This window comes from Streptomyces sp. NBC_00038, from assembly GCF_026343635.1.
Lineage (GTDB): Bacteria > Actinomycetota > Actinomycetes > Streptomycetales > Streptomycetaceae > Streptomyces.
Map to the genome: position 1 here is coordinate 815,304 of NZ_JAPELQ010000002.1, position 16,004 is coordinate 831,307.

A 16,004-nucleotide genomic window follows, 5' to 3' on the forward strand; every position below is an offset into this window, starting at 1 on the left:
GGATCGGTGCCGGCGTGCGGGGCCGGAGGGGACTCAGACGGAGACGGACTGCGGGAGGGCCGCGGCCGCGGGCCGCACGGCCTGGCTGGTGATCGCCCGGACTCCGCCGGCGAACGTCGACTGCTCGATCGCCTCCAGCACTTCAAGGACGTGCAGCGCGAACTCGCCCGGGACGCGCAGCGGTGCACCGCGCAGGGACTCGACGAGGTCGTTCACGCCGTGGCCGCGGAAGGGGCCTGCTTCGGCGGCGCGGGTGGGCGGGATGACCGAGGGGAGTTCGGACCAGTCCGCGTCCGTACGGCGCTTGATGAGAACCGGGGCGTCGTGGCGGTTCGGGTCGGGGATGTTCAGGGTGCCCTCGGTGCCGTACACCTCGATGTGGGGCAGTGTCATGTCCCAGATGTCGAAGCTGTAGAGGGTGGTGACGATCGCGCCGGAGACCGTGCGCAGGATCGAGGCGGTGGTCGTGGGGACGGTGACCTCGACCTCGTCGACGACGCGGTCCGGGGCGGTCACGGTGATCCGGGGGCTCGGGATCGTGCTGGTCCCGACTACCTCGGCGACGGGCCCGAGCAGGTTGACCAGGGCCGCCACATGGTAGGGGCCCCAGTCGAGCGTCGGTCCGCCACCGGGCTGGAAGAAGAAGCCGGGGTTGGGATGCTTGGCCTCGACCTTGGACGAGCGGACGAAAGAGGTCGCGGCGAAGGGCGTGCCGATCAGGCCGCTGTCGAGGGCCGCGCGTGCCGTCTGGCCGGCCGTGCCGAGGAACGTGTCGGGCGCACCGGCGAGGACGCGACCGGCGGCACGTGCCTGTGCCAGGTTCTCGCCGGCCAGTGCGACCGTCGCGGCGAGGGGCTTCTCGCTGTACACGTGCTTGCCCGCGGCGAGCGCGTCCCGTGTCACCTCCCAATGGGCAGTAGGTGGCGTGATGTTGACGACGACGTCGACGTCCGGGTCCGCGTAGAGCTCCCCGGGCGTGCCGTAGGCGGGGATGCCGTGGAGTTCGGCCTTGGCGCGGGCTTTGCCGACGTCGATGTCGGCAATCCTGGTGATGGGCAGATCGCCGTACCAGGCGAGGCCCCGGGCGTAGGCGTCGAAGACCATGCCGGCACCGACGACGCCGATGCGTGCACGAGGGGTGGGTTTGTTCACCGTGTCTCCCAAGTCTCGGTCGAGCGGAGCGAGTCCGCCGGTGGATGAGACCGGACGTGCGAGACGCGATGGAAATTAGCGGCGGCGGTGGGAGGCGGTAAAGAACGCTGGTCCGCTGAACGGACCGCCCTGCCGTCACCTCACTTCATGAAGTAACGCGCGGCCCCAGGAAGCGCCCGATCCCGGTCGGCGAGAGCAGCTGCTCGATGCCGAGCACCATCGCCCCCACCACCGACGCGTCCCGCCCCAAGTCGCTGCGGGTGATGGACAGTTCGCGGGTGGCCAGCGGTAGGGCGTGCCGGTACACCACGGCGCGCACCGCGGACAGCAGGTCGTCGCTGGCTTCGACGACCTCGCCGCCGACGACGACATGACGCGGGTTCAGCATGTGGATGCACAGGGCGATCACCTCGCCCAGCGCGGCCCCGGCAGCCCGCACCGCGTGCAGTGCGTCCGGCAGGCCGTCGCGCAGCTGTGCCACGAAGTCCCGCATCGCGGCACCGTCCTCCGCCATGCCGAGGGGCGGTTCACCGGTCGGCGTGAGGCCTCGTGCGAGTGCCGCGGTGGACGCCACCGCCTCGACGCAGCCGGCCTTTCCGCACCGGCACACCACCTCATCGGCGCCGGGGACACGGATGTGCCCGATGTCTCCGGCCGCGCCGTCGGCGCCCCGGTGCAGCGTCCCGTCGGCGAGGACGAACCCGGCGCCGATACCGGCGCCGACGGTCACGAACAGCAGGGGCAACTGCTCGGGCGGCACCGTCCGTGCCTCACCGAGCGCCATGAGGTTGACGTCGTTGTCCACCAGGACGGGGCAGTTGAGCAGGCCCGCGAGCCGATCAGCCACCGGGAAGCCGTCCCAGCCCGGCATGATCGGCGGGCGGACGGCCATGCCCCGTGCCACGTCCACCGGGCCCGGTAGTCCGACGACCAGGACGCGGGGCCGGTCCGCCGGCACCTTCGCCAGTTCGAGCAGGTCGGCGAACTGCTCCACCAGAAGGGCCACGGTGGGCTCCGGACCTTCGGACAGTTGCCAGGGGGAGTCCACGTCGGCGAGCACCTGCTGGGTCAGGTCGGTCACCACGCAGCGTGTCGAGAAGGGGGCGAGGTCGGCGATGAGCACGACGCCCGCGTCACCCGCGAGGCTGAGCCGCAGCGCCGGCCGGCCTCTTCCTCCGCCGCCGGCGTCCTCTCCGTGCAACAGGCCCGCGTCCACCAGATCCTGTACGTGGGTGTGGATCGAGGACCGTGAGAGTCCGGTGAGCCGGGACAGGTCGAGGCGGTGGGACGCCTCGCCCGCCGCGACCAGCCGGGCGATCTGGCTGCGGACCGCGTCGGAGTGACGGCGCGAGCCGGTGCCCGGTGCGCCCAGTCGTGCTGCCACATTCGCTCCCCTGGTGAGGCCGACGACACCAACGGACGATTAATATTCCAGAAACGACAATAATCAAAGGGCTTTCCCGAAAGAAGTCGAGCTCTTATTGTTGGCCGCGGATGAGGCCGGAACAGCGAGTTCCCGTACGGCAATTGCCGAAAGGATCTTGCATGGCTGCCCCGACTGGGCATACGCACACCCCACGCGTCACCGAAACTCACGCACGACGTCCACGTATCCCGCGTCCACGGGTCGCCGTGCTCGGCGCGGGAATGATCGCCGGAGTCCATGTCCGCAGCGCACGCGCGGCCGGCGCCGACGTGGTCGGCGTCCTGGCCTCCTCACCCGAGCGGAGCCGGGCGGCGGCCCGCGACTGGCAGGTCGACGTCGCCTATCCGGACGTCGACGCCGTCCTGAACGACGACCGTGTCGACGTGGTCCACATCTGCACGCCCAACCACCTCCATGTCGCCCAGGCCCGCGACGCGCTGATCGCCGGCAAGCACGTCATCTGCGAGAAGCCGATCGCCACCTCGGCGGCCGACGCCCAACTGCTCGCCGACACCGCCGTGGCCTCGGGCAGGATCGCCACCGTGCCGTTCGTCTACCGCTATCACCCCATGGTCCGTGAGTTGCGGGCCCGGGTCTCGGCCGGCGACTTCGGCCCCTGGCAGCTGCTGCACGGTTCGTACCTCCAGGACTGGCTGCTCTCCCCCGGGAGCACCAGCTGGCGGGTGGACCCCACGGTCGGCGGCCCGTCGCGGGCCTTCGCCGATATCGGCTCGCACTGGTTCGACCTGGTGGAGTGGGTGGCCGGGGTCCGGATCGCCGAGGTGCTCGCCGAGACCGCGACGACGGTGGCCGAACGGCCCGATGTCGGGGGCCCGACGTTCTCCGGCGGGTCGCTCACCGACGCCGTACGCGTTCCGGTCACCACGGAGGACGCGGTCGGAGTGCTCGGGCGGACGACGGACGGGGTCCTGGTGTCCGCGACCGTCTCGCAGGTCTCGGCCGGCCGGAAGAACCGGCTGTGGTTCGAACTCGACGGCGCGGACGCCAGCGCCGTCTTCGACCAGGAGCTGCCCGAGTCCCTGTGGCTCGGCTACGGGAACCGTACCGAGACAGTGGTCCGCGATCCGGCGTCCAACTCCCGTGAGGCGGCCCGGCTCTCGCTCGTACCCGCCGGACACGCCCAGGGCTACCTGGAGTGCTTCGAGAACTTCGTCAGGGACACCTACGCGGCCCTGCGCGGCGAGTCCCCGGAGGGCCTGCCCACCGTGATCGACGGTGTACGGTCCGCCCGCCTCGTCGACGCCGTCCTGGCCTCGGCGGACCGGCGCGCGTGGACCACGGTCCCCGGCTGACCCCCATCCCTCTCACTCACCGAAGCGAAGGACCCGCGCCATGAAGCTCGGTTTCTTGACAGCCTGCCTCCCTTCCCTGTCGCTCGACGAGATCGCCGACTGGGCCGCCGCCGAGGGCTACCAGACCCTCGAAGTCGCGGTGTGGCCGAACACCGGCGGCCGCGACTTCGAGGCCTCACACCTCCCCGTGGCGACCTTCTCGGAGGCCGACGAGGACGCGACCCGCGAACTCCTGCGCCGCACCGGCCTGGAGATCAGCTCCCTGGCCTACTACGAGAACAACCTGCACCCCGACCCCGCGACCCGGGAGGCGATCAGGGCCCATCTCCGGCATGTGATCGACGTGGCGGCACGGCTGGGCGTGGAGTCGGTCGGCACGTTCATCGGACGCGATCCGGGGCTCTCCGTCGTGGAGAACCTGCGCGAGGGCGAGAAGATCCTCCCCGAGCTGGTCTCCTACGCGGCGGATCGCGGCGTCAAGATCGTGATCGAGAACTGTGTGATGGAGGGCTGGCATCCGGACGGCTATCCGGGCAACCTCGCCTACTCCCCCGAGCTGTGGGAGTGGATGTTCGGGCTCGGCTTCTACCTCAACTGGGATCCCTCGCACCTGACATGGATCGGCGTCGACCCGCTCACGACTATCGAGCCGTACATCGACCGGATCGTCCACACCCAGGCCAAGGACGTGGAACTCTTCCCCGGCAAGCGCGACCGTTTCGGCTTCTTCGGCACCGTCCACAAAGGCAACAACCCCTGGGAGACGGGCTGGTGGCGCTACCGGGTACCCGGCCTGGGCGAGGTGGACTGGCGCCGTGTCGTCGACCGCTTCCACGAGCTCGGCTACACCGGCACCGTCTCCGTGGAACACGAGGACCCCGTCTGGTCCGGCACCGAGGACAAGGTGAAGCAGGGGCTGCGCATCGCCCACCGGACACTGCGACCGCTCATCGGTGAGTAGGCGACCGCGCGACGCACCGACAGGACAGGGCCGCGTGAAGGAGGATGGCCTCCGTGAACGGGGAGAGCAAGCGCGAGGCCGTCGTCAGCCGTCTGTGGCAGGAGCACCTGGACGCGGAGTTCCCCGCCGGACTGCGCGGTGCGGAACTGGCGGGCATCGACATGGTGTTGCTCGACGCGGACATCGCCGGCTGCGTGACGACGTGGCGCGGCAACGGAGGCTTCCTCACGGACCGACCCGTGGCTCACCGAATGACACCCTTTCCAGGCGATGCGCGCTGAGGGCCAGGACCACCAGGGCCGCGTCCTCGGGGCGTCTGGGGTCCCGTCCGGTGAGTTCGGCGAAGCGGTTGAGGCGTTGCTGGATCGTGTTGCGGTGGCAGTACAGGACGGCGGCCGTGTCGGCGACGGAGCCGCTGCCCGACAGGTGAACCTGGACCGTCTCCAGCAGCCGGTCCGCCTCCGCCGCGGGAGCCCCGGCGTGCAGCCCGCCGAACACGTCGGCCGCGAGATCCCGGCCGAGGTCCCCGGCCCGGTGGACCAGGACGTCGAGCCAGCTGTCCTCCAGGCGGTGGGGTTCGCCGGCGTCGGGCGGCAGCACGCGGGCCGTCGCCGTCGCCAGGGTCACCGCGCGGGGCAGCTCGGTCAGCCCTGTCACCTCGGAGGAGACACCGCACGGCGTTCCCTGAAGCTGGGTCAGCACCGCGTCCCGGGTCAGTCGGGGACTCAATTGGACGACCAGGACCATGTCCGAGGCGACCGCCTGCTGTTGCAGCGGGGCACCGAGGCCACGAAGCGCGTTCGCGACTCCGCGCAGCGACGCTTCGCCGCCTCCGGGTGTGACCGCACACAGGAAACGCCCGGACACCTGAAACCCGAGCGCCCGCGCGGCGTCCTGCACCACGGTGGGATTACGGCCGTCGCTGTCGAGGAGCCGGCTGAACCACAGCCGCCGCTCGTCCTCCGTCCGCCGGCCCATCTCCAGCACGGTGCGCTGATAGGCGGTCATGATGCCGGTGACGTGGTGCTCGACCGCCTCCCACACGTAGTAGGCGGAGTTGACCAACTGCGCCTTGCCCTCGTCACCCGCGCGCCGCACCAGGGCGGCCCACACGACCCGAAAGTCCACGCGAGCGGCCTGCAGCAGCGCGTCCAGTGGAACGCCCTGCCGGGCGCGCTGTTCGCCGACCCGTTCGGAGACGTCGGCGATGTGTTCCGGCACCGGCAGTCGGGCGACGGTGCGCAGCAGGACCTCGAACGCCTGCCAGGCACTGTCACGGAACTCCTGCGGGGAGACCAGGTCCGAGTAGGAGGCACGCAGCGGCCCCACGTACTCGGCCCACTCGTCGACCAGGCTGTCGATCTCCTCCAGGCACTGGCGTGCCAGAGCCACGACATGAGGGTCCGGCGGAGGCAGGGCCGAGGGTGAAGGCGGAGTGTGCATGTGGTCCATCCTGGCCTTGTCCGCCCCGCCCGGCATCAACGGGCTCATCCCCGTACGCGGATGACCTTCCGGTTGACGAACTCGCTCATGCCGTACGCGCCCAGCTCCCGCCCCACACCGGAGAGCTTGATCCCGCCGAAGGGAAGGTCCTCCTGGGTGCCGGAGGGGCCGTTGATCGAGACCATGCCGACATCGAGCGCGTCGGCGACCGCCTTCGCCGCGTCGAGGTCGCGGCCGAACACGACACTGCCCAGGCCGTACGGCGTGTCGTTGGCGAGGCGGATCGCGGCTGCGGTGTCGGGGACGCGGTGCACGACCGCGACCGGGCCGAAGATCTCCTCCCGGTACGCGCGCATGCCGGGGGTGACAGCGGTGAGGATGGTCGGTTCGACGAAGGCGCCCTCGCGGGCGGGCCGCTTGCCGCCGGTCATCACTGTCGCGCCCTTGGCCACCGCGTCGTCCACCTGTCCGATCAGCGTCCGGGCGGCCTCCTCGGAGGAGAGGGGACCGAAGGAGACGCCGTCGGCGGTGGGGTCCCCGACGGTCAGGGCCCGCACGGCGTCGGTGAAGGCGCCCAGGAAACGGTCGTAGGCGGAGTCGACCACGATGAACCGCTTCGAGGCGGTGCACGCCTGGCCCGCGTTGCCCATCCGGCCCTCGACGGCCGCAGCGACAGCGGCGTTCAGGTCGGCGTCGGGCAGGACGACGAAGGGGTCGGAACCGCCGAGCTCGAGGACGTACTTCTTGAGGTGGCGGCCCGCGACCTCGCCCACCGCCCGCCCAGCACGCTCCGAGCCCGTGAGCGAGACGCCCTGGACCCGAGGGTCCGCAATCACGCGGGCGACCTGTTCGTTGGTGGCGTACACGTTGACGTACGCACCGGCCGGCAGTCCGGCCGCCCGCATCATGTCCTCGATCGCCTGGGCCGACTCGGGGCAGTTCGGGGCGTGCTTGAGGACGACGGTGTTGCCGAGGACGAGGTTGGGCGCCGCGAAGCGGGCGACTTGGTAGTACGGGTAGTTCCACGGCATGACGCCGAGGAGCACGCCGAGTGGTTCGGACCGTACGACCACGTCGTCGCCGCCGCGGACGTCGAGCCGCTGGTCCGCGGCGAAGCCGGGGCCGTGCTCCGCGTAGTACGCGAAGATCGCCGCCGACAGGTCCACCTCGCCCAGTGCCTCACGGGTGGTCTTGCCCATCTCACGAGTGATGATCGCGGCCAGTTCCTCGCGCCGCTTCTCGAACTCCCGCGACACGGCGAGGACGAGATCGGCACGCTCCTTGATCGGGCGTCGGCGCCAGGCAGCGAACTCCGCTGCTGCTGCCTCGACCGCGCGGTCGACCGTGGCGTCGTCCGACGTCGGATACCGCCGCACGAGGGTGTTCGTGGCCGGGTCGACGATCTTGTATTCCGTCACGTGCTTCTTCCCTTGGTGGGGTCTGGTTCTCGGTCAGCCGAGGTGGAGCAGCGTCCGAAGGTCTTCGCCCGCCCGGATCCGCGCGAGGAGTTCCGGTTCGGCCGCGTCCGACAGCTCCGCCTGCCGTACTACGGCGGCCAGCGCGACCGGCGGCAGGGCGATCACGCCATTGGCGTCGCCGAGAACGATGTCCCCCGGCGCGACACGGACACCGCCGATGTCCACGGGCACCTGGTGCCGCCCTCCGCCGCCGTCCAGTCGCTTGGTGGTCAGGCAGGTGGTGCCGCGGGCGTGGACCGGCAGGCCGAAGTGCGGATCCATGAGCGCGTCCACGTCGGTCACCACTCCGTCGACGAGGATGCCCGCGGCCCCACGCGCTCGTGCCGCCGCGACCGTGACGGCGCCGATCGGCGCGTGGGTGTGGTCGCCGCGCATGTCGACGACGAGTACGTCACCGGGGCGAAGTGCGAGGAGTGCGCGGTTCACCGCCGTGGCGTCCGGAACGTCGAGGGCGAGCGTCGCGGCCGTACCGGCCATCCGGCGCGGTTGCCCCAGTCGCCGTACGGCCGGGTCGACGAAGCCGTCTTCGAGCAGATGGCCGAGGGTCGGGAGGTCGACGTGCTGGAGGCGCTCCAGCAACTCCGCCTGCCCGAGGGCCACTTGGCCCTGGACCGTGACGCTCACCGGTCCGCTTCCGTCCGGACCACCGCGACGCAGTCGATCTCCAGGGACACACCCCACAGCCCCACGCACACCGTTGTCCGCGCCGCCCGGCGGCCGGCGAAGAACGTCTCGTAGACCTGGTTGTAGGGCGCGAGTTGGTCCGGTGAGCTGAGGAAGGTGTTGACCTTGAGGACGTGGTCGAGGTCGGAACCGGCCGCGTGGAGCACGGCTTCGAGGTTGCACAGCGTCGCGTGCACGTCGTCCTCGAAGGTTCCGGTCGACCGGCCCGGGGCGGCGGGTATCTGGCCGGTGGTGAAGACGAAGCCGCCGGCGGACGTCGCCTGGACATAGGGGCCTACGGCGGCGGGGACGCCCGGCGCCGACTCGATCCGCGTGATACTCATGCGACCGCCCCGATCGGGCTCGCGGCGGGCCGGGAGGACTCCGCTCCCACCTCGTCGATGTCCCCGAACCGGGTCTCGGCGAGCAGGAACAGGGCCAGCAGGGACAAGGTCGCCGCACCGAGCACGTACCAGGCGATCGAGGAACTGTTCCCGGTGGCCGTCAGCAGCCACGCGGTGATGGCGGGCGTCGCCGCGGATCCCAGCAGGCCCGACAGCATGTAGGCGACCGAGAGACCCGAGTACCGCACCCGGGTGCCGAACAGCTCGGCGAGGAAGGTCGCGATCGGGCCGTAGTTGGCGGAGAACGCGAGCATCATCAGCGCGTAAGCCACAAAGACCAGAGGCGCCGACCCGGTGTCGAGGAGCCAGAAGAACGGGAACGCGAGTACGGCCTCCGCCGCGATGCCCGCGTAGATGACGGGCTTGCGGCCGACCCGGTCGGACAGCCGGCCGAAGTACGGGATCGCCAGGAACGCGACACCGCAGGACACCATGACCGCCCACAGCATCAGGTTCTTCGAGTGCCCGAGGTCGTTGGTGCCGTAGCTGACGCCGGAGGCCACCATCAGGGTGAAGGTTGACCCGGTGGACAGCGTCGCGACACCGCCGAGCAGCACCTGGCGCCAGTACCGGCGCATCAGCGCGACGAACGGGATCTTCGCCTTGGCGCCCTCGTCCCGGACCGCCTGGAAGGACGGCGTCTCCTCGATGTGGAGGCGGATGTACACACCGATCCCGACGAGGAGCGCCGAGGCCAGGAAGGGGATCCGCCAGCCCCACGAGTACAGCGCGTCGGTGCTCGTGGTGGAGGCGACCAGCAGGAACGCCCCGTTGGCGAGCAGCGTCCCGATCGGCACGCCGATCTGGACCATGGAACCGAAGAATCCACGCCGGTGATCTGGTGCGTGCTCGACGGTCATCAGTACGGCACCACCCCACTCACCGCCGAGCGCGAGGCCCTGGACCACGCGGAGGCCGAGCAGCAGGAGGGGCGCGGCCACACCGAGCGTGTCGTAGCCGGGGACGAGGCCGATGCAGAAGGTGGCCACGCCCATCGCCGTCAGGGAGATCAACAGCATGGACTTGCGGCCGAGACGGTCTCCGAAGTGACCGAAGAACACGGCGCCCACCATGCGCGCCAGGTAGGCGGAGGCGAACGTCAGGAACGACAGGATCGTGCCGACGGCCCCGTCGAACTCGGGGAAGAACACCTCGCCGAACACCAGCGCGGAGGCGGTGCCGAACAGGAACAGGTCGTACCACTCGACCGTGGTGCCGACCATGCTGGCGAGGGAGATCCTGCGCATCTTCGTCGCGTCGAGCCGGCTGTCGGGGGTCGGCGGGAAAGCGTGAGCGGTCATGGGGACTCCGGTCTGAGGTCTGAGCGGTTGGCCAACCGTGCATCGACGACTTCTCCGACGACAAGAAGCAGAAGCACACCGGAGAGAGCCGGCGACTGTGCACATGACCAATGCGCCACGTCGCGCCACGAAGACTGGATGAAAACTTCGTGTTACGGACCCGGTCCCCGCACCCACCCCTGTTCATCTGCACATCGCGGCGCCCGTATCCGGGGTCCTTTGCCCCGTGCCCGCGACCGCCCCCGAAAGCAACACTGGCCGGGCACCCGCGGCCTCAAGAGAAGGAACAGACCTCCGATGGCGAACGTCGCACCCGAACCCCCCGCCTCCCCCGAGCGCCCCCTCTCCGCCGGCCATCTGATCGTCGCGCAGCTGGAGCGCGAAGGCGTTCGGCGGGTGTACGGCGTTCCCGGCGAGTCCTTCCTCGACGTGCTCGACGGCCTGCACGACTCGTCGATCTCGACGGTGGTGACCCGGCACGAGGGCGGCGCGGGCTTCATGGCGCTGGCGGAGGGCAGGCTGACGGGGCTGCCCGGGGTGGCGATGGTCACCCGGGGGCCGGGCGCCGCGAACGCCTTCATCGCCGTGCACACCGCGTACCAGGACGCGACGCCGTTGCTCCTCTTCGTCGGGCTCGTCCCGGTGTCCGACCGCGGCCGGGAGGCGTTCCAGGAGTTCGACCTCGCGGGGTGGTTCGGCAGCACGGCGAAGAAGGTCGTGATGCTCGACGACCCGACCGCCACCGCCCGCGTCGTGGCCGAGAGCATCCACGTGGCGCGGAGCGGTCGGCCGGGTCCCGTGGTGATCGGCCTCCCCGAGGATGTCCTCACCCGGCCCGCGGGTCCCTCACGCCCGGTCCGGCCGCTCGCGGTGCCCCGGCCCCGCGCCGCCGAGGCCGAACTCAAGGAACTGGTACGCCGGTTCGAGCACGCGCGCCGCCCGCTGATCGTCGTGGGAGGCGAGGGCTGGACCGCCGAGAGCGGCCAGGAACTCATGCGCTGGGCAACCCGGCACTCGATCCCCGTCCTCGCCGACTTCCGCACCTACGACGCGGTCCCCCACGACCTCGAAGGCACCGGCGCCTACGCGGGCTCGCTCGGCTACGGCCGCGGCGACCACGCGGCCCGACTGCTGGACGAGGCGGACCTCACGGTCTTCCTCGGCGCCCCGCGCGGCGATGTACTCAGCGACGGATACACCCGGGGCCTCGACTCGGAGACGGTGCTCGTCCTCCCCGGCGACGCACAGGGCCACTGCGGCCGCATCGACCAGTTCGTCTCGGCCCACGCACCGTCCTTCGTCCTCGACCTCGTCACCACGCCCGCGTCACCGGACGCCGACGTGGCGTGGTTCGGGGCCGCCAGGGAGGCCCACGCCCGCTTCGCCGCTCCCGCCCCCGAGCCGACCACCTCGGACGACGACGCCTACGTCGACCTCACCGCGGTCATGGCCGTACTGCGGGAGGAACTCACCCCCGACGCGGTCATCACCTACGGCGCCGGAAACCACGCCCTCTGGCCGGCCCGGCACCTTCCGCACCGCACCCCGGCCTCCCTCGTCGCCCCCCGCAACGGCGCCATGGGCATGGGCATACCGGCCGCCGTCGCCGCGTCTCTGGTCTTCCCCGGGCGCGAGGTCGTGTCCGTCGCGGGCGACGGCTGCTTCCTGATGAACGGCCAGGAGCTGGCCACCGCGGTGGGCCACGGCGCCGTCTTCGTCGCCCTGGTCGTCGACAACGGCTGCTACGCGACGATCCGCGAGCACCAGGAGGGCGCCTACCCTGGCCGCCCGTCGGGCACCCGGCTCACGAACCCGGACTTCGCGGCGTGGGCCCGCTCGTACGGGGCGTACGGCGAGACCGTGACCTCGCACCGCGACTTCCGCGAGGCGTTCCGGCGCGCACGCGCGAGCGGACTCCCGGCCGTACTGCACCTGATCCAGGACCCGGCGGTCCGCGCACCGGCGACTGCCGCGTAAGCCCCGAAGCCGCCCGTACACGTAAACCCGACCGACAGGACGTGATCATGAGCACCCCCGACAACACCCTGCTGACGGACTTCGCCACCCTCTCCTCCTTCGGCGCCACCCCCGCCGGCGGCGTCGACCGTCAGGCCGCCACCCCCGCCGACGGGGAACAGCGAGCCTGGCTCCACCAGTGGCTCACCGCCCGCGGCGCCGAGGTCCTCTACGACGGCGTCGGCAACCAGTTCGGGCTCTTCACCGTCACGCCCGGTGCCCCGTACGTCCTCACCGGCTCCCACCTGGACAGCCAGCCTCTCGGCGGCCGATACGACGGGGCGTACGGCGTCCTGGCCTCGGCGCACGCCGCGCACCGGGCCGTGCGGCGGTACAACCACTCGGACGCCGTACCGAAGTACAACGTGGCGGTGGTGAACTGGTTCAACGAGGAGGGCTCCCGCTTCAAGCCGAGCATGATGGGCAGCGCGGTGTTCACGGGGAAGCTGCCGGCCCGCACCGCCCTCACCACAACCGATCCTGCCGGTACGACGGTCGAGGCCGCCCTCCGCGAGATCGGCACGATCGGCGACTACCCCGGACCGGAAGTGGCGGCGTACGCCGAGATCCACATCGAGCAGGGCCGCGACCTGGAGAACAAGGGGATCACCATCGGCCTGGTGGACGCCACCTGGGCGGCACGCAAGTACCAGGTCGTGGTCCGCGGCGAGCAGTCGCACACTGGATCCACGGTTATGGCGGACCGACGCGACGCCCTGCTCGGTGCCTCGCTCCTCGTCGTGGCGGTGCGCGAACTGGCCGAGCAGAGCACGGACGTGCCGTTGCACACCTCGGTCAGCGAGATGACCATCGAACCCAACTCGCCCGTCGTGGTCGCGCGCGAGGTCCGCGTACACGTCGATCTGCGCTCGCCCGACGAAGGCCTTCTCGACGCGGCGGCCAAGAACCTGGCCGAGTCGATCCCCGGCATCGAGGAGCGCGCCTCGGTCACCATCGAGCAGGTCCAGACCCACGGTTGGGGCGTGGCTCCGTTCCCTGCGGCCGGCGTCGAACTCGCCGCCCGGACAGCCGACAAGCTGGGCCTCAGCCACCAGACCATGATGACCATCGCCGGCCACGACTCGGTCAACATGAAGGACATCGCACCGTCGATCATGCTGTTCGTGCCCAGCATCGATGGAATCTCCCACAACGAGGGCGAGTTCACGAACGACCAGGACATCAGCGCGGGCACCGATCTGCTGACCGAGGTGGTCCACCGACTCATGTCGGGCGCCCTGGACGACACACGATGAACCAAGAGACAGAAACGGATTGAGCCTCTCCCTGAGGACGGGGAGGGCGATCAAGCGGCTTGGTCCGTGGTCACAACAGGGATGGCCTGCTCGGCCCAGATGGTCTTGCCGGTGCGGTTGTAGCGCGTTCCCCATCGCTCGGTGAGCTGAGCGACGAGGAACAAGCCGCGGCCTCCTTCGTCGAAGACGCGGGCGCGGCGCAGGTGTGGGGCGGTGCTGCTGCTGTCCGAGACCTCGCAGATGAGGTTGTTGTCACGGATGAGCCGAAGTTGGATGGGCGGCTGACCGTAGCGCATGGCGTTGGTGACGAGTTCACTGACGACCAGTTCGGTGGTGAACGCCTCCTCCTCCAGGCTCCACACAGCGAGTTGGTCGTGGACCCGCTTGCGTGTCTCGGCAACCGTGGCTGGATCACTGGGTAGGTCCCAGAAGACGACATGGTGCCGGTCGAGGACCCGTGTGCGGGCGAGCAGCAGGGTGATGTCGTCACCACGATTTTTGGGGCTCAGCGTTTCCAGGATGTCGTCGGCGAGTGCGTCGAGCGAGGTGGCGGGCTGCTCCAGGGCATGGCACAGGTCGCGGAGTCCTTCGTCGATGTCGTGCACACGGGTCTCAAGGAGCCCGTCGGTGAACAACGCGAGCAAGCTCCCATCGGGAAGGGTGAGTTCGGTCGCCTCGAAGGGCAGCTTGCCCAGGCCGAGCGGGGGGCCGACGGGCAGGTCTATGACACTGCTGGCACCGTCCCGGGAGAGCAGCACCGGAGCGGGGTGGCCGGCCGTCGCCATGGAACAGGTGCTGGAGACTGGGTCGTAGACGGCGTACAGGCAAGTGGCACCGACGTCACCGGGGATCTCTCCGGTGGCGTCGGGGTCCTGGTCGTCCGCCGCATGGGTCACGATGTCGTCGAGATGCGTGAGGAGTTCGTCGGGCGGCAGGTCGATGTCGGCAAGGGTACGCACCGCCGTGCGGAGTCGGCCCATGGTCGCCGACGCGTTGATGCCGTGACCGACGACATCACCGACGGCGAGGCCTACCCGCGCCCCTGGCAGAGGAATCACGTCGAACCAGTCGCCGGCCGCCTGGCTGCCTCCCCCCGCAGGCAGATAGCGGGCGGCCGTGTCGACGGCCGGGTGCACGATGGGCCCTTGCGGCAGCAGGTTCCGCTGGAGGGCGAGCGCGATTCCGCGTTCGCGGGTGAACCGGCGGGCGTTGTCCAGGCAAACCGCGGCCCGCGCAACCAGATCTTCGGTGATGGCGAGATCGTCGAGGCCGAAAGGTTCGCGAGAGGTGGCAGTCCTGATGAAGAGCACCGCCCCGAGGATCGTGCTCCGGGCGCGGATCGGCACTGCGATCAGTGAGTGCGTCCCGAGTGACTCGGCAAGCGCCGCTGGAAAGTGTTCGTCGGCCGGCCAAGGAGCGATCTCAACGTCTTTGACGTAGTGCAGCACTGCGCTGCCGTTGGCAAGGCACTGGGCGACCGGTGAAGACGGGCCATGGCTGTGTGCTTTTCCGGGGCTCGGTTCGGTCTCAGGCGGCCACGACGACACCGACCGATGGGCCGCACGGCGCAGCACAATGGGATTGAGCGGGATGGTGGGCGCGGGCAACTCACCGCCAAAGACGGATTCCACTAGATCGACGCTGACGTGGTCCGCGAAGCGCGGGACAGCAACTTCCGCTAGTTCCCGGGCAGTTGTCACCACGTCCAGGCTGGAGCCGATACAGGTCCGGGCCTCGCTCACCAGGGCGAGTCGCTCCCGAGAGGCGTACTGCTGGGAGTAGTCGGATGCCGCCCAGCCCACTGCGCGGATCCGGCCTGCCGCGTCATTGAGTGGAAAGATATCGACGGCCCAGGCGTGCGGCTTGGGCTCTCCTGGGAGCCTGACGAAAGGCTCGGTGAACTCCGGCTCCCCTGTTCGGGCCACCCGGAGGATCCGCCGCTCCACATCCTCGGACACGCTGTCGTCGACGAGTTCGGTCGGTCGTCGACCACGGGCTTCGCCCTCCGAAGTGCCGATCGTCCTCAGCATCATCGCGTTTCCGTGCAGCACCCTTGCGTCGCGGTCGTACACGACGAGGGGGGCGGGGTGCTGCTCGAACATCCACCGCATGAGTGAACTGTCCGGGGACGCACCCGACAGCTGACCGGGGTAGACCGTCACCAGGTATGCCGCCTCCCGATCGGTGTCGAGCAAGGGGCTCAGGTGCACTCGCGTGTCCAGGTGCCGCCCGTCACGGTGCAGCGTCGCGCCATCAGCAGTGACCAGGTCGGCCACCGACCTGCCGATGATCTCTGCAGGTGTGTATCCCAGCAGGGATTCCGCCCCGCTGCTCCAGTACGTCACCCGGCCGTCCCGGTCCGTCACCGCGATGGCGACGGACGTGTCGACACGAGCGCCGGTGAGCGAGCCGATCTCCTGGCCGGATCCGTCCATGGCGTTCCTGACCTTTCTGCCGCATAAGCAGACAATACCCACCATGGGCTTGGGGTCTCCGGATGGCAAGGCGGCCCGCACTTTCAGGGAGCCTGGTGTCCGATGGGTGGCCAGACAACCGAAGAGCACATCCGACCAGCAAGAACGAAGATTCTC

The 16,004-nt window shown here is 70.0% G+C and carries 13 protein-coding genes; 5 read left to right on the plus strand and 8 right to left on the minus strand.

Features of this window, described 5'->3' with window-relative positions:
* Positions 1-33: 33 nt before the first annotated feature.
* Positions 34-1,152: a Gfo/Idh/MocA family protein gene (locus OG219_RS46820; protein ID WP_266837715.1), complete on the minus strand. Its 1,119-nt coding sequence runs from the start codon at positions 1,150-1,152 to the stop codon at positions 34-36.
* Between the two features lie 145 nt (positions 1,153-1,297).
* Positions 1,298-2,536: an ROK family transcriptional regulator gene (locus OG219_RS46825; protein ID WP_266837717.1), complete on the minus strand. Its 1,239-nt coding sequence runs from the start codon at positions 2,534-2,536 to the stop codon at positions 1,298-1,300.
* 161 nt (positions 2,537-2,697) lie between these two features.
* Here OG219_RS46825 and OG219_RS46830 point away from each other — a divergent pair, with 161 nt between their 5' ends.
* From OG219_RS46830 to OG219_RS46840, 3 genes are read left to right on the plus strand one after another with little or no spacing between them, the layout of a single operon-like run.
* Entirely contained in the window at positions 2,698-3,891 is a 1,194-nt protein-coding gene (locus OG219_RS46830; RefSeq protein WP_266837719.1) for a Gfo/Idh/MocA family protein, read from the plus strand.
* A gap of 40 nt (positions 3,892-3,931) precedes the next feature.
* Complete coding sequence (locus OG219_RS46835) at positions 3,932-4,852, plus strand: sugar phosphate isomerase/epimerase (RefSeq protein WP_266837721.1); 921 nt, start codon at positions 3,932-3,934, stop codon at positions 4,850-4,852.
* Between the two features lie 53 nt (positions 4,853-4,905).
* Positions 4,906-5,133: a hypothetical protein gene (locus tag OG219_RS46840; RefSeq protein ID WP_266837723.1), complete on the plus strand. Its 228-nt coding sequence runs from the start codon at positions 4,906-4,908 to the stop codon at positions 5,131-5,133.
* Here OG219_RS46840 and OG219_RS46845 read toward each other — a convergent pair.
* From OG219_RS46845 to OG219_RS46865, 5 genes are all read right to left on the minus strand, one after another.
* A complete protein-coding gene (locus OG219_RS46845; RefSeq protein WP_266837725.1) occupies positions 5,078-6,244 on the minus strand; it encodes a CdaR family transcriptional regulator in 1,167 nt (388 codons plus the stop codon). The genes OG219_RS46840 and OG219_RS46845 overlap by 56 nt on opposite strands.
* Positions 6,245-6,339: 95 nt before the next feature.
* Complete coding sequence (locus tag OG219_RS46850; RefSeq protein WP_266837727.1) at positions 6,340-7,713, minus strand: NAD-dependent succinate-semialdehyde dehydrogenase; 1,374 nt, start codon at positions 7,711-7,713, stop codon at positions 6,340-6,342.
* A 33-nt stretch (positions 7,714-7,746) separates the two neighbouring features.
* A complete protein-coding gene (locus tag OG219_RS46855) occupies positions 7,747-8,397 on the minus strand; it encodes an RraA family protein (RefSeq protein WP_266837729.1) in 651 nt (216 codons plus the stop codon).
* Complete coding sequence (locus OG219_RS46860) at positions 8,394-8,780, minus strand: RidA family protein (RefSeq protein WP_266837731.1); 387 nt, start codon at positions 8,778-8,780, stop codon at positions 8,394-8,396. Before OG219_RS46860 ends, OG219_RS46855 begins: the two co-directional genes overlap by 4 nt.
* A complete protein-coding gene (locus OG219_RS46865) occupies positions 8,777-10,141 on the minus strand; it encodes an MFS transporter (protein WP_266837733.1) in 1,365 nt (454 codons plus the stop codon). The genes OG219_RS46860 and OG219_RS46865 overlap by 4 nt, the downstream gene beginning before the upstream one ends.
* A gap of 297 nt (positions 10,142-10,438) precedes the next feature.
* Between OG219_RS46865 and OG219_RS46870 the strand changes: the two genes are divergently transcribed.
* Both OG219_RS46870 and OG219_RS46875 read left to right on the plus strand, forming a co-directional pair.
* Complete coding sequence (locus tag OG219_RS46870; RefSeq protein WP_266837735.1) at positions 10,439-12,118, plus strand: thiamine pyrophosphate-dependent enzyme; 1,680 nt, start codon at positions 10,439-10,441, stop codon at positions 12,116-12,118.
* 47 nt (positions 12,119-12,165) lie between these two features.
* Entirely contained in the window at positions 12,166-13,413 is a 1,248-nt protein-coding gene (locus OG219_RS46875) for a M20 family metallo-hydrolase (protein ID WP_266837737.1), read from the plus strand.
* 50 nt (positions 13,414-13,463) lie between these two features.
* Here the strand turns inward: OG219_RS46875 and OG219_RS46880 are convergent, their stop codons facing one another.
* The gene (locus tag OG219_RS46880; protein WP_266837739.1) at positions 13,464-15,893 is read right to left on the minus strand and encodes a SpoIIE family protein phosphatase; all 2,430 of its coding nucleotides are present in this window, start codon (positions 15,891-15,893) and stop codon (positions 13,464-13,466) included.
* Positions 15,894-16,004: the final 111 nt, after the last annotated feature.